General features: G+C 50.3%; 20 protein-coding genes. 13 read left to right on the plus strand and 7 right to left on the minus strand.

All coding sequences use genetic code 11. The features are described 5' to 3' along the window. The first annotated feature begins 13 nt into the window (after positions 1–13). The 12 genes from ACVBEF_RS07960 (at position 14) to ACVBEF_RS08015 (ending at position 9,975) form a co-directional block, all read left to right on the plus strand. The gene (locus ACVBEF_RS07960; protein ID WP_447123404.1) at positions 14–358 is read left to right on the plus strand and encodes an ATP synthase subunit I; all 345 of its coding nucleotides are present in this window, start codon (positions 14–16) and stop codon (positions 356–358) included. Beyond that, positions 355–1,179: a F0F1 ATP synthase subunit A gene (gene atpB, locus ACVBEF_RS07965; protein ID WP_447123405.1), complete on the plus strand. Its 825-nt coding sequence runs from the start codon at positions 355–357 to the stop codon at positions 1,177–1,179. The genes ACVBEF_RS07960 and atpB overlap by 4 nt, the downstream gene beginning before the upstream one ends. A 99-nt stretch (positions 1,180–1,278) precedes the next feature. Further along, a complete protein-coding gene (gene atpE, locus ACVBEF_RS07970) occupies positions 1,279–1,524 on the plus strand; it encodes a F0F1 ATP synthase subunit C (protein WP_038494309.1) in 246 nt (81 codons plus the stop codon). Between the two features lie 73 nt (positions 1,525–1,597). After that, positions 1,598–2,068 carry a F0F1 ATP synthase subunit B gene (locus ACVBEF_RS07975; protein ID WP_447123406.1) on the plus strand — a complete coding sequence of 157 codons (471 nt, stop codon included), beginning with the start codon at positions 1,598–1,600 and terminating at the stop codon, positions 2,066–2,068. 2 nt (positions 2,069–2,070) lie between these two features. Further along, positions 2,071–2,604, plus strand: a complete 534-nt coding sequence (locus tag ACVBEF_RS07980; RefSeq protein ID WP_447123407.1) for a F0F1 ATP synthase subunit delta — start codon at positions 2,071–2,073, stop codon at positions 2,602–2,604. Between the two features lie 88 nt (positions 2,605–2,692). After that, complete coding sequence (gene atpA / locus ACVBEF_RS07985; protein ID WP_447123408.1) at positions 2,693–4,234, plus strand: F0F1 ATP synthase subunit alpha; 1,542 nt, start codon at positions 2,693–2,695, stop codon at positions 4,232–4,234. A gap of 29 nt (positions 4,235–4,263) precedes the next feature. Beyond that, on the plus strand, positions 4,264–5,136 hold the full coding sequence (gene atpG, locus ACVBEF_RS07990) for a F0F1 ATP synthase subunit gamma (protein WP_447123409.1): 873 nt from the start codon (positions 4,264–4,266) through the stop codon (positions 5,134–5,136). 179 nt (positions 5,137–5,315) lie between these two features. Continuing rightward, the gene (atpD, locus tag ACVBEF_RS07995) at positions 5,316–6,716 is read left to right on the plus strand and encodes a F0F1 ATP synthase subunit beta (RefSeq protein WP_447123410.1); all 1,401 of its coding nucleotides are present in this window, start codon (positions 5,316–5,318) and stop codon (positions 6,714–6,716) included. Between the two features lie 122 nt (positions 6,717–6,838). Next, positions 6,839–7,264 (plus strand): F0F1 ATP synthase subunit epsilon, encoded by a 426-nt coding sequence (locus tag ACVBEF_RS08000; RefSeq protein WP_447123411.1) that lies wholly within the window; start codon positions 6,839–6,841, stop codon positions 7,262–7,264. Positions 7,265–7,763: 499 nt separating this feature from the next. Beyond that, entirely contained in the window at positions 7,764–8,204 is a 441-nt protein-coding gene (locus ACVBEF_RS08005; RefSeq protein WP_447123412.1) for a CoA-binding protein, read from the plus strand. 118 nt (positions 8,205–8,322) lie between these two features. Next, entirely contained in the window at positions 8,323–9,129 is an 807-nt protein-coding gene (locus ACVBEF_RS08010; RefSeq protein WP_447123413.1) for a polyphosphate kinase 2 family protein, read from the plus strand. Between the two features lie 24 nt (positions 9,130–9,153). Continuing rightward, positions 9,154–9,975, plus strand: coding sequence for an SGNH/GDSL hydrolase family protein (locus ACVBEF_RS08015; RefSeq protein ID WP_447123414.1), 822 nt, complete (start codon positions 9,154–9,156; stop codon positions 9,973–9,975). 25 nt (positions 9,976–10,000) lie between these two features. Here the strand turns inward: ACVBEF_RS08015 and ACVBEF_RS08020 are convergent, their stop codons facing one another. Genes ACVBEF_RS08020 through ACVBEF_RS08050 form a run of 7 tightly spaced genes read right to left on the minus strand, consistent with a single transcriptional unit; the run spans position 10,001 to position 18,293 of the window. Continuing rightward, entirely contained in the window at positions 10,001–11,242 is a 1,242-nt protein-coding gene (locus tag ACVBEF_RS08020) for a beta-ketoacyl [acyl carrier protein] synthase domain-containing protein (RefSeq protein ID WP_447123415.1), read from the minus strand. Positions 11,243–11,248: 6 nt separating this feature from the next. Next, on the minus strand, positions 11,249–12,364 hold the full coding sequence (locus tag ACVBEF_RS08025; protein WP_447123416.1) for an SDR family oxidoreductase: 1,116 nt from the start codon (positions 12,362–12,364) through the stop codon (positions 11,249–11,251). Continuing rightward, positions 12,365–12,637, minus strand: coding sequence for a hypothetical protein (locus ACVBEF_RS08030; RefSeq protein ID WP_447123417.1), 273 nt, complete (start codon positions 12,635–12,637; stop codon positions 12,365–12,367). A gap of 23 nt (positions 12,638–12,660) precedes the next feature. Continuing rightward, positions 12,661–12,930, minus strand: a complete 270-nt coding sequence (locus ACVBEF_RS08035) for an acyl carrier protein (protein WP_447123418.1) — start codon at positions 12,928–12,930, stop codon at positions 12,661–12,663. A 23-nt stretch (positions 12,931–12,953) separates the two neighbouring features. After that, positions 12,954–14,660 (minus strand): acyl-CoA dehydrogenase, encoded by a 1,707-nt coding sequence (locus tag ACVBEF_RS08040; protein WP_447123419.1) that lies wholly within the window; start codon positions 14,658–14,660, stop codon positions 12,954–12,956. Then, positions 14,657–16,459: an acyl-CoA dehydrogenase family protein gene (locus tag ACVBEF_RS08045; protein ID WP_447123420.1), complete on the minus strand. Its 1,803-nt coding sequence runs from the start codon at positions 16,457–16,459 to the stop codon at positions 14,657–14,659. Before ACVBEF_RS08045 ends, ACVBEF_RS08040 begins: the two co-directional genes overlap by 4 nt. Positions 16,460–16,514: 55 nt before the next feature. Then, positions 16,515–18,293, minus strand: coding sequence for a fatty acyl-AMP ligase (locus ACVBEF_RS08050; protein WP_447123421.1), 1,779 nt, complete (start codon positions 18,291–18,293; stop codon positions 16,515–16,517). 305 nt (positions 18,294–18,598) lie between these two features. Here ACVBEF_RS08050 and ACVBEF_RS08055 point away from each other — a divergent pair. Then, on the plus strand, positions 18,599–19,033 hold a 435-nt coding region (locus ACVBEF_RS08055), incomplete at its 3' end, for an aldehyde dehydrogenase family protein (protein ID WP_447123422.1).

Consider the following 19,033-nt stretch of genomic DNA (forward strand, 5'->3'; position numbering starts at 1 on the left):
ATTTGGGATCAGTATGTTGCGTATTGTGCTATTGCAATTTATCGTCACGGTTGCTGTTGCATGTGTGGCAGGGCTATTGGGCGGGATGTCGGGATTTATTTCCGCACTGCTCGGTGGTATGTGTTGTGCAGTCCCAAACGGTTTGTTTGCACTGCGTCTTTATTTCAGCGCACGCAAACTTGGCGGCGCTGATCCGATATCATTTTTTATCGGCGAATTTATCAAAATTGCTACGACGGTTGCGCTCTTGGGCGCAGTTGTATGGTTGTATCACGATGTAAAATGGCTGGCTTTTGTCGCCAGTTTCATCGTGGTGCTGAAAAGTTACTTTATCCTACTATTTAGACGCCAATCATGACTGCAGCTGTACTCGACGCACTTACCCCCTCCGAATATATTGTCCATCATCTCGGACATCTTGCCACCGCTCATCAAACTAAAATTGTTGATTTTTCGATCATCAATATCGATACCATTTTTTGGTCCGTCTTTGCTGGCGTGCTTGGCTGCTTGCTGATGTATGTTGCTGCACGTAGCGCCACCGCTGGCGTACCGGGCCGCTTTCAAGCGTTCGTCGAGATGATGGTCGAAATGGTTGAAAACCAATCCAAGGAAATCGTTCATGGCGACCGCAGTTTCATCGCTCCACTCGCACTGACAGTATTTGTCTGGGTGGCATTGATGAACTCGCTGGACTTCTTGCCAGTTGATATGTTTTCCACTTTCTTCAAGCTAGTCGGTCTCGACGGCATTATTTCGCATCACCGTGCTGTACCGACTGCCGATTTGAACGGCACCATGGGGATCGCACTAGGCGTGTTGGTATTGATGCTGTTTTATAGCGTCAAAATCAAAGGTGTCGGCGGATTTATTCATGAATTGTTAGCCGCGCCTTTCGGTATTTGGCTGGCACCGTTCAATCTGTTATTGAATCTAATCGAATTTGCTGCAAAAACCGTATCGTTGGGAATGCGATTGTTCGGCAATATGTATGCCGGTGAATTGTTATTCCTGTTGATCGCATTGCTGGGTTCCGCTGCGACTACTTTTGGTTTCGTTGGCCACGTCATTGCCGGTTCGATCTGGGCGATTTTCCATATCCTGATCGTATTGTTGCAGGCATTTATTTTCATGATGCTGACCCTGGTGTATATCGGTCAGGCCCACGAGAAACATTAAAGTTGGTGGTTTTAAGCTGGCAACATGCTCGGTAATTTGGTGGTTTAGTGGTTTTTATTTTTTGTCTTTTGTATTAACTTTAACTTTGAAGGAATTGTCATGACGGATCTCTCTTTTGTTGCTTTGGCTTGTGGTTTGATCATTGGTTTGGGCGCAATCGGTGCATGTATCGGTATCGCTATCATGGGCGGTAAATACCTTGAGGCATCCGCACGCCAACCAGAATTAATGAACACTTTGCAAACTAAAATGTTCTTGCTGGCTGGTTTGATCGACGCTGCGTTCCTGATCGGTGTTGGTATCGCTATGTTGTTCGCTTTCGCAAATCCATTTGTACCTAAGTAATTCGGCCAACATTAGCCGATTCTCATTTTGCTGAAATAATTTCAGCACACGTTATTCTGAGAAGGAAATTACCGTGAACTTAAATGCAACATTGTTTGCGCAGTTCGTGGTCTTCTTTATCCTCGCCGGCTTCACGATGAAATTCGTGTGGCCGCCGTTGATGAAAGCGCTCGATGAGCGCACTAAGAAGATTGCGGACGGCCTCGCAGCCGCTGATCGCGGCAAGGCAGATCTGGCAGCCTCTGAAAAGCGGGTCCAGGCAGAAATGGCATCTGCGCGTGACGAAGGTCAAAAGCGTATTGGCGAGGCTGAAAAGCGCGCTCAGCTAATTATTGATGATGCCAAAAAAACGGCTTCTGAAGAAGCTGCCCGCATCGTTACCAATGCTAAAGCTGATGCAGATCAGCAAGTAACTAAAGCGCGCGAAGGCTTGCGCGGCGAAGTTGCTGCTCTCGCTGTTAAAGGCGCAGAACAGATTCTGAAGCGGGAAGTCAATGCAGCGGCACACGCCGACTTATTGAATCAACTGAAAACAGAGCTGTAATCATGGCTGAAATCGCAACGATTGCCCGCCCTTACGCAGATGCGCTGTTCCGCGTGGCCAAGTCGCAAAACTTGGTCGCCTGGTCTGATTTGGTTAATGAGATGGCGCAAGTGGCTGCTCACCCAGATGTTAAGGCATTAGCACAAAATCCCGCAGTGACACATCAGCAGGTTACTGACATCTTTCTCGCGTTGTTGAAATCACCGTTGTCCAATGAAGCCATAAACTTTGTGAGCACGCTGGTTGCAAATGGTCGCTTGATCGTATTGCCAGAAATCGCGACCCAATTTCATGTGCTGAAAAATGTCGAAGAAGGTGCTGCCGATGTTGAAATCACGAGCGCTTTTGAGCTGTCTGCAGAACAAGTGCAAGAACTGCTGGTCACGTTAGAAAAGAAATTCGGCCGCAAGCTCAACCCCGCTGTCAAAGTCGATAGTGGGCTAATTGGTGGAGTGCGTGTGATAGTTGGCGACGAAGTGCTGGATACATCGGTTCGCGCCAAGCTGCAACAGTTACATGTTGCTTTGGCAGCTTAAGTTTTTGGTAACTGTAGTAAAGCATTGCGTCGAATTGAGTGGCCCGAGTTCTTAGCGTAAGCCAAAGAGAAAAATTTTAGGAGTTAGTATGCAACTCAACGCGTCTGAAATCAGCGAACTGATCAAGAGCCGGATTCAAGGCCTTGGCGATACCGCTGAGGTTCGTAATCAAGGTACGGTTATTTCCGTGTCCGATGGTATCTGCCGTATTCATGGTCTGTCTGACGTGATGCAAGGCGAGATGCTGGAATTCCCAGGTAATACATTCGGTCTGGCACTGAATCTGGAACGCGACTCAGTCGGTTCCGTTATTTTGGGTGACTTCGAGCACATCTCCGAAGGCGACATAGTCAAGTGTACTGGTCGTATTCTGGAAGTGCCGATTGGTCCTGAGCTGCGCGGTCGTGTTGTTAACGCGCTGGGCCAGCCAATTGACGGAAAAGGTCCGATCAACGCCAAGTTGACAGCGCCGATCGAGAAGATCGCCCCGGGCGTTATTGCACGTCAATCGGTGTCAGAGCCGATGCAAACCGGTATCAAGTCAATCGACTCGATGGTGCCAATCGGTCGCGGTCAACGCGAACTGATCATCGGTGACCGTCAAACGGGTAAGACTGCAGTAGCGATCGATGCCATCATCAATCAAAAAGGTCAAAACGTGACATGTATCTATGTTGCGATTGGTCAAAAAGCATCTTCCATCAAGAACATCGTGCGTTCGTTAGAAGCGCATGGCGCGATGGAATACACCATCGTTGTGGCCGCGTCGGCATCCGAGTCTGCAGCAATGCAGTTCGTTTCGCCTTACTCTGGCTGCGCGATGGGCGAATATTTCCGTGATCGTGGCGAAGATGCACTGATTGTGTATGACGATTTATCCAAGCAAGCTGTTGCGTACCGCCAGGTATCGTTGCTGCTGCGTCGTCCACCGGGTCGTGAAGCTTATCCTGGCGATGTGTTCTACCTCCATAGTCGTTTACTAGAACGTGCAGCACGGGTTAATCCAGCATATGTCGAAGCTTTCACCAAAGGTGAAGTCAAGGGCAAAACTGGTTCATTGACTGCTCTGCCTATCATTGAAACTCAAGCTGGCGACGTTTCTGCTTTCGTTCCAACCAACGTTATTTCGATCACTGACGGCCAGATTTTCCTGGAAACGTCTTTGTTTAACGCTGGTATCCGCCCTGCGATTAACGCCGGTATCTCGGTGTCGCGTGTTGGTGGTGCTGCTCAGACCAAAGTTATTAAGAATTTGTCAGGCGGTATTCGTACCGACTTGGCGCAGTATCGTGAGTTGGCTGCGTTTGCGCAGTTTGCTTCTGATTTGGATGCCGCCACCCGAAAGCAGTTGGATCGTGGTGCGCGCGTCACTGAATTGTTGAAACAAGCACAATACTCGCCATTGCCGATCTCATTGATGGCAGTGACATTGTTCGCGGTCAACAAAGGCTTCCTGGATGATGTTGAAGTGAAAAAATTGCTGCCATTTGAAGCAGCTTTGCATGATTTCATGAAAACCAGCCACGCACCGTTGTTGCAAAAGATCGAAGAAACCAAGCAACTCGACAAAGATGCTGAAGCTGCATTGTCTGCTGCAGTTGCTGATTTCAAAAAATCCGACGCGTATTAATTCTCTGGGGCTATAAGGAGTAACAACTCATGGCTACAGGCAAAGAGATACGCGGCAAGATCAAGAGCGTAGAAAATACGAAGAAGATCACCAAGGCGATGGAAATGGTCGCGGCATCCAAAATGCGTAAAGCGCAAGACCGGATGCTGGCGGCTCGTCCCTACAGTGAAAAGATTCGTCATATCGCTTCTAACTTGTCGCAAGCGAATCCTGAATACACGCATCCGTTCATGACCAAGCAGGACAACGCCAAGACCGTTGGTTTCATTGTCGTTACAACCGATAAAGGTTTGTGCGGCGGTATGAATACTAATTCTTTGCGTCTGGTTACTGCCAAGATGCGCGAACTGGAAACAGCTGGTAATCAAATTCAAGCAGTCGCAATTGGTAATAAGGGCTTGGGTTTTCTGAACCGGGTCGGCGCTAAAGTTGTTTCGCACGTAGTACAACTCGGGGATACCCCGCATCTGGACAAGTTAATTGGCCCGGTCAAGGTATTACTGGACGCATACGAAGAAGGCCGTCTGGATGCGGTGTACCTTGTGTATACCAAGTTCATTAACACCATGAGACAGGAACCGACGCTACAGCAATTGCTGCCGCTGTCGAACGAGCGTCTAAATGCTGATACTGATGGCGGCCATCCGTGGGATTACATCTATGAACCGGATGTGCAAAGCGTGATTGACGACTTGCTCCTGCGTTACGTAGAGACGCTGATTTATCAAGCAGTTGCGGAAAACATGGCGTCTGAGCAATCAGCGCGGATGGTCGCAATGAAGTCGGCAAGCGACAATGCCGGTAACGTAATTGGCGAGCTGAAGTTGGTCTACAACAAAACGCGTCAGGCTGCGATTACCAAGGAATTGTCGGAAATCGTTTCCGGTGCGGCTGCTGTATAAGTAAGGCAACATCATTGTTTAGACCATAGCGCCCCGACGTAGCCAGTACGACTGTACGGCAAGGGGCAACTCGGTATAAACAGATATGCGGACTTACTTAGCGTACTCAAACAGGCTCAACGACCATAACGCGTAAATGCGTTCAACTGAATTTAATTTTATATATTGAAGGAACGAAAATGGCTGATGGCAAAATCGTTCAGTGTATCGGCGCTGTTGTGGACGTTGAATTTCCACGTGACGCGATGCCTAAGATTTACGACGCCCTAAAAATGGAAGGCTCGGAACTGACGCTAGAGGTGCAACAGCAACTCGGCGACGGTATCGTGCGTACTATTGCGTTGGGTACTTCCGACGGTCTGCGTCGCGGCATGATGATCAAGAATACCGGTAAGCCAATTATGGTCCCTACCGGTAAAGCAACGCTTGGTCGCATCATGGACGTATTGGGTAACCCAATTGACGAATGCGGTCCGGTAAGTCACGAAACAACTGCTTCTATTCACCGTAAAGCTCCTGCGTACGACGAATTGTCACCATCGCAAGAGTTGCTTGAAACAGGTATCAAGGTTATTGACTTGGTGTGCCCGTTTGCTAAAGGCGGTAAAGTCGGTTTGTTCGGTGGTGCGGGTGTTGGTAAGACCGTCAACATGATGGAACTGATCAACAACATTGCTAAAGCGCACAGCGGTTTGTCCGTATTTGCCGGCGTTGGGGAGCGTACTCGTGAAGGTAATGACTTTTATCACGAAATGGCTGACGCAAAAGTGGTCGATCTGGAAAATCCAGAGAACTCCAAAGTTGCGATGGTCTACGGTCAGATGAATGAGCCGCCAGGTAACCGCCTGCGCGTGGCTTTGACTGGTCTGACAATCGCCGAAGGTTTCCGTGACGAAGGTAAAGACGTGTTGTTCTTCGTCGATAACATCTATCGTTACACATTGGCCGGTACGGAAGTCTCTGCGTTGCTGGGTCGTATGCCTTCTGCTGTGGGCTATCAACCTACATTGGCTGAAGAAATGGGTCGTCTGCAAGAGCGGATTACATCGACTAAAACTGGTTCGATTACGTCGATTCAAGCCGTCTATGTTCCTGCCGATGACTTGACCGATCCTTCGCCAGCTACAACGTTTGCGCATTTGGACTCTACCGTTGTGTTGTCGCGTGATATCGCTTCGTTAGGTATTTATCCTGCGGTTGATCCGCTGGATTCGACCTCACGTCAGCTCGATCCGTTAGTCGTTGGCCAAGAGCACTACGAAACAGCTCGCGCTGTTCAGGGTATCTTGCAGCGCTACAAAGAATTGCGCGACATTATCGCAATTCTGGGTATGGATGAGTTGGCACCGGAAGACAAACTGTTGGTAGCGCGCGCACGTAAAATGCAGCGTTTCCTGTCGCAGCCGTTCCACGTTGCTGAAGTATTTACCGGTTCACCAGGTAAGTACGTCTCGCTAAAAGATACGATCAAGGGCTTCAAAATGATCGCTAGCGGCGAACTCGATCACCTGCCAGAGCAAGCGTTCTACATGGTTGGTACGATCGAGGAAGCAATCGAAAAAGCCAAGAAAATCAATTAAGACGTAGCGATGTTTGCTGCGTATAGCACGCGGGGACTGTCTATCATGGGCCGTCCCCGCGCTCTAAAGACAGAAAACATCCGTTATCAAGAATTGATCGATAGGATAAATAAGGATCTAACATGGCAAACACTATTCGCGTTGACGTGGTTTCGGCAGAAGAATTAATTTTCTCCGGTGAAGCTGAATTCGTCGCGTTGCCGGGTGAGTCGGGTGAGCTGGGGATTTATCCTCGTCACACGCCATTGATTACCCGCATCAAGCCGGGTGCGGTGCGTATCAAAGTACCGGGCCAGGCGCAGGAAGAGTTCGTGTTCGTCGCCGGTGGTTTGCTGGAAGTACAGCCGGATGCCGTCACTATCCTGGCCGATACTGCGATCCGTGGTCGCGATCTGGATGAGGCTAAAGCAACTGAAGCTAAGCGTTTGGCAGAAGATGCTTTGACCAATCAGGAATCGAAGATTGATTATGCAAAAGCGCAGGCAGAATTGTCAGCTGCGATTGCGCAGTTGGCTGCGATTCACAAATTGCGTTCAAAAGGCCGTTAATACGGTATGTTGAGTCGCGGTATTGCTCGGATCAGGTGATAAAAAAGCAGCTTCGGCTGCTTTTTTGTTGTCTGCACCCAGTAATATCCTATGAATGAGATTGACGCATTATGCCTCAGCGGGGCAGACTTTGAACGCCGCTACAAGTGCTGCCATCGAGATGTTGAATCGGATGCAGCCCCCTTATTGTTGTTTCCCAGGCGTACCTCTGCACCACAAACCTCCTGCAAAATGGATTGTGCCTAACAATACAAACCACGTTTTGTTGGTAAGACTAAGCAAGCCTGCATAATCGTTTATACGACGTTGCCTCATCTTACCGTACAGTAGTACTGTCCGCGTCGTGACGCCTAGTCTAAACAATTATGCAGGCTTGCTTATACAGGCACAGCATTGCCTAAGTCCTATGCCAGCCGTAAAAAAATAACCACCAAGTTAGTTTGTCCGTTTCTTAATTCTAGTTTTTGCAACCCGCGCAATCTGAATAGGAAAGTCTCCCATGCCAAATCCATCGCCCACGTCAAAGTTATCCGACAAGCCCATCATCGCCATCGTCGGCTTATCCATAAAACCCGAGCGACCAAGTTTTGGAGTTGCGCGTTATATGCAAGAGCATGGCTATCGGATTATTCCTGTAAATCCGATGTATGCGGGTACTCACATTCTCGGAGAGCTATGTTACAAAGACCTCTATCAAGCTGCCAATGCATTAGCAGTGAGTAATCTAAAGATCGATATCGTAGACTGTTTTCGCAAGGCCAGCGATATTTCGCCCATAGTCGGCGAGGCAATTATGATCAGTGCGAGCTGTGTTTGGATGCAACTTGGGATTAGTCATCAGGATGCGGCTGACAAGGCCATCAAGGCGGGGCTGTCGGTGATAATGGATCGCTGCATCAAAGTTGAGCATGCGCTGGGTAATTTCCATGGTGTACTGTAATTTCTAAGAGCCTAAGATCGTTCAACCAGCCATCATCGATAAGGCCCAAAGATAATCCACACAAGGCGAATCACGCGGTTAACCGATAGTCCACCATGGCACAAAAGAGGAAACCCTGATGTCAGCACAAAGTGCATTTCGTGGCTCCAAAAAAACCAAAATCAAAGATACAGATGCAAGCAAAAAGTCCTTATCGAGCGGCGACAAAGATAAAGATAAAGCCAAGGTAGTCGAGCTGGCGACTGAAATCGGCCTGCAGCAAGAGATGTTGTACGCAGGTCAGCAGCATAAATTATTGGTCATCTTGCAAGGCATAGACACCAGCGGCAAGGACGGTACGGTGAAGGGCGTATTTTCCGGTGTGAATCCTCAGGGCATTAACGTCATCAGTTTCAAGGCACCGACCACGATAGAAAAAGCGCACGATTATTTGTGGCGTATCCATCAGCAGGTCCCGCGACTCGGCGAAATCGCCGTATTCAATCGCAGTCATTATGAAGACGTCCTGATAACGCGCGTTCATGATTGGATCGACGAAAGTGAATGCTTACGACGATATGCTCAGATTCTGGATTTTGAACGCATGCTGGCGGAGACCGGTACCACCATCATCAAATTTTTCTTGCATATCTCCAAGGACGAACAGGCCAGTCGTCTTCAAGAACGCATCAATGACCCTGAAAAAAATTGGAAATTTGATCCTCAAGATCTGGAAGAGCGGAAATATTGGGATGCCTATCAGGATGTGTATTCCAATATGATTGGGGCAACCGATGCCGATCATGCGCCATGGTATGTGATCCCGGCGAACTCCAAGACCCATCGCAATCTAGCGATTGCGAGTATTGTGCTGGAGACATTGCAAAAAATGAAACTGACGCCGCCCGCAGCTAACCCAAGTTTAGCTGATATTAAAATAGTGTAGATAAAGTCATCAAGGAGAATCCCCATGCGTCGATGGTTACCCGAGTGTGTGGCATTACCTCTCTTGCCTTGGCTGATTATCCAGGGTAAGCGCACGCGCAGAATAACCCCGCGGTTACTAGATGCAATCGGTCCTGATAACGGTGTGGCTCAACCAAAGATGATTGCTGGCAATCCCCGTCCACCGACGTTACAGTTACTCGCCATCGGCGAATCCCCTGTGGCTGGTGTGGGCGTAGCAACCCATCACGAGGCGATTACCAGCCAGTTTGCCGCTGCGTTGGCGACGCGGTTGGGGCGTCCGGTGGCGTGGCAGGCGATGGGGCAAAATGGGGCGACATTGCATTGCGCTATCAACACCATTCTTCCCCCCATTACGCAGAAAACAATATCGACCAATCGTGCGTTTGAACATATAGATGTTGTTCTGGTTGTCTTCGGTGTCAATGACAGTACGGCGTTTCGATCAGGTCGCCGTTATGCTGCCGAACTGAAAACCCTGTTACTGCAATTGCAGCACCATTTATCGCCCCGGCTGATCGTGGTGACAGGGATTCCGCCGCTACATTTATTTCCGGCGTTACCGCAACCGTTACGTACCGTGCTTGGTCTCAAAGCGCAGGAACTTGATGAGGCAGCGCAAGCAGTCGTGGCGGTCTTGTCGCAGCAGATGAACGTAATGCTAGTTCCTACTTTGTCCAATATGGTCGATCCAGCGCAGATGGCCTCCGATGGATATCATCCATCGGCTCTCGGTGCGGCAGTCTGGGGACGCCAGTTGGCAGTGGCAGTTGCGCCACAATTGACATATCGCAAGAAAAATAGTGTGCCAGCATCGCTAGGCTGAAAAGTCTGGTGTATTAGTTCAAGCATCAAGCCAACACCACGTGTGCATTTGTCCCGCCAATCCCAAACGCACTGACCCCGATATAAAAATCGCTACCTGCAACCATCGGATAACCATCCCTGACCAATGCGACCTTATCCGATTTGGTGAGCACCGGATTCGGCTTGTCAGCGTACAAACCGGCGGGAACATAACGATGCTTGAGCATCAAGGCCGCTTTGATCACCCCGGCCACACCTGCCGCCGATTCAGTATGACCAATCAAGCCTTTGACTGCACCGATAGGGCAAGGATGGTTTCTGTTGTGTAAAAAATTCTGTAAAGCACGCGCTTCAATATGATCGCCATGCGCAGTGCCTGTGCCGTGACATTCAATATAGCCAATTGCTGTAGCAGGCAAGCCGATGGAAGCATAGGTGCTGGCCAGTAAATCTTCCTGCGCAAAACGGTTGGGCGCGGTGATCCCGTTGCTTCTTCCATTATGATTGACATGGCTGCCGAGCAAGGTCGCATAAATTGCACGTCCATCGTGCTGTGCATCAGACAGACGTTGTAAAAACAGGACGCCAACGCCTTCGGCGCGCACGATCCCGTTGGCCTCTGTGCTAAATGGCTTACACCTGCCATCTGGTGCGGCGATGCCAGCGCGCTGATAAAAAATCTGTAAGGTCGGCGTCAAGATCGCCGTCACGCCAGCGACGATTGCCGTATCGCATTCGCCATCCCGCAAGCTGCGCATCGCCGCATGCAATGCCACCAGAGACGACGCACAAGCGCTGTCAGTTGTGACACTAGGGCCTTTCAAATCGAGCTGATAAGAAATCCGATTGGCTAATAATCCCAGTCCGTTTCCGGTCACCATGTGCGGTGTGAGTTGCTCCAGATCAGGCCACAGAACATGCGCCCAATCGTTCGACATCGCGCCCACGAACACCCCGCAACGCGTTCCCTGTAAATCTGCGGGAGACATACCGCTATCCTCGATAGCATGCCAGGCATTGCGCAACAATAAGCGCTGCTGAGGATCCATCGCCACAGCGTCGCGTGCCGAGACATTAAAAAAAGGCGCATCGAACTGATGAATATCGTCGATATACCCACCAAAATCCGGCACGCCACAGGCCTTCAATTGATCGCATAAAGCCTCGCGCTCTGTTGGCAGATTCGGCGCGATGATGGTGTTGTCGACGATCATGCGCCAGAACGCACGAGTATCGCGCGCACCTGCAAATTGGCAAGAAATTCCAGTGATCGCAATGGCTTCCATTACGTTCTAGCTCCCTCTGAGTGACGATCTGCCTGATTGAATACCGATCTGATACCAGGCAATTAAACGGCACATTGTTGGCGTATCGATGGCCTCCAATGACGTAGTGTGTCCCACTGCCGCGTCTAATTTTGATCGATCAAAATGCAATTCATGCTCCATCAATTCGCGACGCAATGCGATGCCCAGATTGATCTGCTGCTCTAGTATTGTCTTGGATGGGCCATATGAAACGCTCACCCCGAATGCCTCTCCAAACAAAGTAACGATGGTGTGATAATTGAGTGACAGCCCGCCCGAACAATGAAATATTTCAAATTCAGATGATGGTAAATGGTCAGATAACCGCACCGTCAGCGCTACAGCATCATCGACCAGACGATTGATCGGAATCATATCCGGTCGTCCTTCACGCATCGCTTCGAGCGTGACTACTTGCAAGTTGGCACGTGTGACAGCCTCCATCACATCGGCGAACATATAGACGCCAAAACCATTGCGTTTGACCCAACCGGTTTGTTCGTGACCGACGATGATGCTCGGTCGGAACAACGTTACCGGTACGCGGCCAGTGTCCGAGAGGGCCTTGAGTGCGACCTCGGCACTCCATTTCGTGACTTGATAGGGATTGAGACAGTCTGCGTTCCATCGCAATGTTTCTGTGATCTGGCCGTTCACCGCACCAGAAACATAGGCACTTGAAACATGATAAAAACGGCGGCATTTTAATGCATAGGCGTTCACTGCCAAGTACAGCGCACAAGTGATGCCGACGTTGGTTTTAAAAGAGGTCGTCAAACTCCGTGGCGTATAGCTCATCTCGGCCGCGCAATGCCATACCTCAGTGACCTCCGTTAAGGCTGGATGACCCCGGCTACCGGGATTGTCTGCCAGCAATACCTCGTCTACATGGACTATCTGCAAATGCGTAGTCATGCTTGATGCGATAGATAAACCAGACAGACCAAAACCCTGGCCTGCCTCATTAATGGCCCGGCGAGTACGCACACCCTCCGGATCGTCACGCACCAAGGCGATCACACGCATCGAACGTGTCAGAAAATTTGCCGCCAGCGCACTGCCGACAAAACCGGTCGCACCAGTCATGAGGACGGTGTGCATTTACTTCTCCGACGCGCGTAGTATTTGCTTGGACAAATGCTTGGCAGCGGCGTCGATGGTTATGTGTTCCCAAAAGATGTCACGCTCGACTTCTACTATATCTCCCAGCAAATCTTGCAGTGCAATACCCAGTTCAGCAAGCGCTAGCGAATCGACATCTTGCAATGATAACGACGACATTGTATTGATTGAGGATGGAAGTCTGCTTAATTGCTGAGCAATATTCATCACCATAAATGTGACAAGTTCATCCTTGCTCATATTAGTTGCCATAATTTTCTCCGTACTTGTAATAATCAAACTGTCTTGGTTGCTAGTGTTATTTGCTCTGCCAAAGCAGTCGCCATCAGTTGGATAGATGGATAATCCCAGACCGCAGTTGGCTCGACCTCCGTGCCAAGATAAGCCTCCAGATCTGCGCTTAAATTAATGGCCTCAACTGAACTGACGCCGTACTCTGTGAACGGCTTTTGAATGCTGATATCACTTTTTTCCAGATCGCATACTTCACATAAATAATCTGCAATAAACGTAATAATTTCAGATTCAAGTTTTGTTTTTTCCACGGTTATGCTTCCTTATAAAAAATTTAAAAACGTCCGATAACCGTCGCCGAAACGCCGCAACTTGCGATTATTTTTCGCTCCGTCTCAGCAGAAATATAAAACGCGTTACCGCTGATTTGACACAGTAAAAGACGTAATGCGCTCACCGCCAGCGCGGATTTTTCTTCATCGATTTCAACCACACCACCATAGGCTGGATAAGCCCAGTCATTGAAAACCACCGCTATACATTGCAGCAATGCATAACGCTCAACGATCGGTTCGTCGATGACCTGATTGCTGCTTTGTGTCGTCAGTTGGTTCAACGTAAGCTGCATCTCGGCGGCAATCGTTATCCATTCTTTATATCCATCATCACAAATAATTTTCTGCTCTCGCAGCGTGGCGATCACTTCAGGCCACAGCAAAAGGCTGTTGAGCAAAACATCGTTACCAACATTGGTGAGCCGCAGTTTGTCAGGATCGAAATCCGGCAACAGGCTGCCATCGTTCATTGCACGCATGTCGGCAACGGTTGGCATGGTCTTTCCCAGATTGCGCAAGATCAACGCTAACTGCGGCGCGATCAGCGCCTGACACGTCAAACTGCTGGCGTGTCCGAAGGACATCACCGCATAGTCCCGGACTATTTTTTCAAAGAGCGCATACGGCCCCTCGCAGACATAAAATCGAGCGCCAAGCATGCTCGACAAGCGTTGCAATACCTGGCGCATTTTTTTGGGGACAATGAATTTGCATAACGACGCATACACACTCATTTGCGCCGGTACCTGATGCAGGCAAGCTGCGACGGTATGGGTTAGCAAGTTGGCGATATATAGTTCAAGACGGGCCTCGGCCAGCACCGCACTGACAAAGGGAAGCTTGGCGATGGGCTTGCCATACAAGTGTCGCTGCCCGGCATAACCGATGGCCAGGTTGAGCGCATAGGCGACCGGGCCAAGCGTAATGCCGGGCAACAAAGCACGGGTAATCTGGAACGCTTTTGACGCATACGAAAATCCATGCCCAGCCTGCCCCAGAAGGCAAGTGTCTGGAATAAAACAGTCCGTAAACGCGATCCCATGTAACTGACTACTCTTGACGCCGACGGTCCGGTAACGCGGCAATATTTGAACGCCGCTACCAAGCTGGTCGATCTCGACGAAAAATAAGGAATGCGATGCCGCACCCTCGGTTGAGGCCGTTCTGGCCTGGACGACGACCGCGCCAGCGCGGGCGATATTGTTGAGGACTTGTTTTTTTCCGTTCAATAAAAAACCGTTTTCCACTGGCGTCGCTGACAGGGTATTGGCATTCAAATCGTTACCGTGATCAAGCTCGTGATACGCGATCGCTACCTTGTTTTTTTGCCGGGCGATTAAGTCGGCCAATCGGGCGCGCTGCTGAGGATTTCCTGCGATCCAGACATTGGTGACGGCCATTAGTGTCGTCAAAATATAACTCAGCCCCAGCGACAAATCCTTACTGCAAACGGCCTGCAACAATCGCATCAGTTCAGGCATATTGTCGAACGTACCACCGTCTTTGATCGGTATCAGACAAGCAGGAATACCCATGCGGTCTAATTGCGCTTCGGCCTCCAGGTTGCGCTGCGACGATGCGTCTTGCGCGATGAGCACCGTATCGTCAACGCATATCGCCGTGCGCTGCCAGCCTGCGACGAACGCCGCTGTGCTCATAGTCGTGCTGGACAGTGCATCTGCAGTCATAGGATTGATGCGATTCATATCGACTCCTGCGATGCAAGGGGAGGTGCCAGCGGAATTGAAAAAATAGATAGCAGAGACGATCCCGTCACACTCGCGTCCAGAAATGCCAACATCGTCTCGTCGCCCTTCACATCGTGCGTCCTCAATTGCGTGATCAATCGCGCCAGACACACCGCCAGCCATTGTCCGTCCTGACAGGCGCTGTTCAGCATTGGACGCGAGTAGAAAAATAATTGCAGACAGCATGCCGCACAAAACAGGCGTCCATATTCTTCGGCCAGATCAAAATATTTTTTCTCTATCGATTGTGGATTCGGCGGATGGTCGATGACAAAGCGATCAATACGGGTCAGGCTGTCGCATGCTGTGCTGATGTGTTGATGCACATTGACTCTGACTGACTCAGTGAGGTTGGCCATGACCGCGAGTTGGTCATGGGCCGTGCGCAAGGTTGCCACGATGTCGTCTCGTCCGTGGCTGCTCAGTGAGAGCTCGGGAAATCCCGACCCTGCCGACGCCGTTAACTCCGGACAAGTAGCATCGATCTGAAACAGCGCACCGACGCCACTGACGTTCTCGCCCATACGCATGCGGCGGCGTGCAAGTGCGGGTAATTGCAGGATAAGTGCCTGCCAGTTGATGACCGTATTGCCGTCAAAAATACTCACGATGCGACAGTCGCGTTGCAGTTTTCCGAAACAGGAAATGCCGCCGCTATTTTCATCCGGATTTTCAACGCCGGTTTCAACACCAGTTTCAAGATAGGCACGTGCGCCCAATACATCGACCAGACTATCGATCATCAATTCAATCCGTGGCGGTAATGCCGCCTTGGCAACGGCCGAGATCACGCTCATTTGCTGTGGCATAAAAGTCACGGCACGACTGACCACCAATCCCACTGCATCGGCGATCAACAAGTCCGCGCAAGCGGCGCTTAATCGTTGTTGGATCACCGGTAAATCCAGTAATGTTTTGCCATAGACTGCGCGCTGTCTGGCGAAGCGGAACGCGCTGCGTAAAGCTGTATCGCCAGCGCCGCAAGATAAGGCCGTGCATAACACGCGCGTAATCTGGAAACCCTTGAGCGTGATTTCCAGACCATGACCGGGTTCGCCGATTAAAGACTCCGGCGCTAAGGCCGCATTGGCGAAGCGGATGCCACTGATATCAGCCCCTTTGATGCCATGGGTGAGTACCTTCGCCAAATGCGTGTACTGCTGTGGCGGCAAGCAATCTTTCTCCACCATGAAAAGGCTGAAGTCGCGCGATCCACCGGAAGTCTCGGTACGTGCAAAGACGTTCACAACGCTGGAACGGGTAGCATTATTGATTAAGTATTTTTCGCCATTGAGGACATAGCCCGGTTCATCTGTTGTCAATCCGGCGGCCAATGTTGTCGTGGCCGAAATGTCGCTGCCATGCTCGCGCTCGGTCAAGGCCAGCGCCACTGCTTCGCCGCGTAGGATGCGGTGGGCTAACGCTGACGATTGTGCCGGATTGCCTGCGACCCATACGTTAACTGCGCCTAAAAAAGTTTTGGCGTGGGCGATAGCGACGGTCAGATCGCGGCGTGCCATCAAACGTATGAAATGGAACAGTGCGTCAAACGACGTTAAATCCCCGCCCAGATTACGCGGGACATACCAATGCGCACCTCCCCAGCCATCAATGGCGGCGATCACCTCGGCAGGAAATACCGAAGTTGTATCTGAGGTCAACGCATTGGCAAAAGAAAATACATTGTTACCATTTTCGGGAGCACCAAAATGTGACTCGAAACGCTCGGTCAACCGCGTTATTGTTTGGATCGTCATTTGGTCAGTCCACCTATTAAGCTACCTGAATTAAACCTCTTTCACATCTGACGAATCAGCGTCGTAAATGGCTCTCATACAAAGGGACTAACTGTTTTTGTTCCCACAGCATTTGGGTTTTTTTGCGCTGTATCTTGCCGCTGGTGGTGCGGGGAATCGCCCCCCGCTTGACTAACACCACCAAGGCGACAGATACCTCGAAATGCGCGGCAATATCATTTCTGAGCGCTGTCGCATGCAAGACTAATGCGTCCTTCTCATCGACGGCGACTTCATGGACGATGGCAACGGCCTCGCCATCTGCGCCATGGATAGCGAAAGCGGCACTGATGTATTTTCCGGGGTCGTTTTGTATGACACGACTTTCAATATCCTGAGGATAAATATTGCGGCCATTGATGATGATCAAGTCTTTCATGCGCCCGGTGACAAATAATGCATTGTCGCGCAAGAAACCGAGGTCGCCCGTTCGCAAATAACCGGGACCGGATATGGCCATTAATTCGTCTGTTAATCCAGCGGATTTAGTGGCTAAGCGCGCATGAAAGGATTCCGCTGTTTTCTCCGGTTGACGCCAATACCCATCAGCCACGCTCGTGCCGGCTACCCAGATTTCGCCCACGCGATTGTCGAGTTGTTGCTTGCGCGTTTCAGGATCGACGACAATCAATTTCAGATCGTGCGCGCTGCCGCAACTGACGAGTTGGCGGGTCGCGTCTTCCGTGGCGTCAATCGATACTACGGCACGTCCCATTTCCAGATGTTGCGCGTCTACCGTTAATCCGTGATAGCCGCCGCCAGCATCTACACCGCTGACGAATAACGTTGTCTCAGCCATGCCGTAGCAGGGATAAAACGCTTTTTTATTAAACCCACAGGGAGCGAAGCGCTCGGCGAATTTGTCCATCGTTTCCAGGCGCACCGGTTCAGCGCCATTAAAGCAAAGCTTCAATGAGGATAAATCAATACCTTCAATTTCTTTGTCATCAATCCGACGCGTGCAATGATCGAAACCAAAATTCGGACCGCCCGTCGTGTTGATGCCATAGATGCTGATAGCGTTTAGCCAGTTGCCAGGTCTCTTCATGAAAGTGAGCGGGGTCAGATAGACGAACGTTCCACCAGCAAAAAGCGCTTGCAGCATCAGTCCGATGAGACCCATATCGTGATAAAACGGCAGCCAGCCGCCGAATATGGTCTCTGCGGAGTGGTTAAATTTGCGATAAATTAATGTACTGTTATGCACCAAATTACGGTGGTTAATCATCACTCCCTTAGGGTCGCCCGTGGACCCCGATGTGTATTGCAGGAACGAGAGACTCGATGGCGTAATGCAGGGCTTTTTCCAGTGATTAGCTTCTGACAATGTCACCGTGTCGGAGGCCAGACAGGCGACATCGGAGAGGGGACTTTGATGAAGCCATTTGCTGACCTCGTCAAATAAACTGCTGTTGGTCATCACCAGCGCCACTTCTGCGTCACGCGCGATGTGCTCGATACGCTGAAAATGAGCACCCATTTTGGTCGGTGCCGGGACCGGCACGGCAACCAGGCCTGCAAATTGGCAAGCCATGAAACCCATCATGAAATCGCTGTTGGAGGTGTACACCAGCAATACCCGCTGACCAACTTTGTATTGCTGCTGAAGTCGCGCAGCAATCGCCATGACCTTTTGACCAAACGCGGTGTAGCTGATGCGCAGGTCCTCGCGACAACGATCGGCTAACATGATTAGCGCGGGTTTATCGCCGTTGGTACGGATGTGTCTCAGGCAAGAGTCGACAAAGGTTTGCATCCCCTCAGCGTCTGAGTATTGCCCAATTTGTGCGCTCATATTCATTGTCTTGACCCTTTGTAAATGATCTCAATTGCTACGCCATTGGCCAAAACCATAGGCCGGATTGCCGATAAAGCCAGACAGAGTAGGTTTCTGTTTAGCAACAATAGGGGAAAGTATTTCAGAAATTAAGAATTATCTCTAGGGCAATTCTTGGTATTAGAGAGATGATTCTTATACTAGTAAGAACTTTATGTTGCGACGTCGTGACAAGGCTTTAGCCCTCGCAGCAACGTGTCGCTGCAATCCCTCACACCGTATTGCGGATGATCACGTCTGCAAATGTCATTTTGGAGTTTGTTATGTTGCAATTAAAAGACCTCTCTTTATTCCGTCAGCAAGCCTTTATTAATGGCCTCTGGTGCGATGCCGATAACGGCGCTGTGCATCCGGTCACCAATCCGGCCAACGGGGAGACCATCGGCACAGTACCCATGATGGGCGCGGCAGAAACTAAACGCGCGATAGCCGCCGCCGATGACGCCTGGCGAGCATGGCGTCGTAAAACCGCCAAAGAGCGCAGCGTGATTCTACGAAAATGGCATGATTTAATGCTCGCCAATGCCGATGATCTGGCGCTGATCATGACCATCGAGCAAGGCAAACCGCTGGCCGAATCGAGAGGCGAAATCAGCTACGCTGCATCCTTCATTGAATGGTTTGCAGAAGAGGGTAAGCGCGCCGGTGGCGACACCATTCCGACGAATTCACCCAATAATCGGATCGTTGTCATTAAA

The sequence above is a fragment of the Glaciimonas sp. GG7 genome (assembly GCF_052976905.1).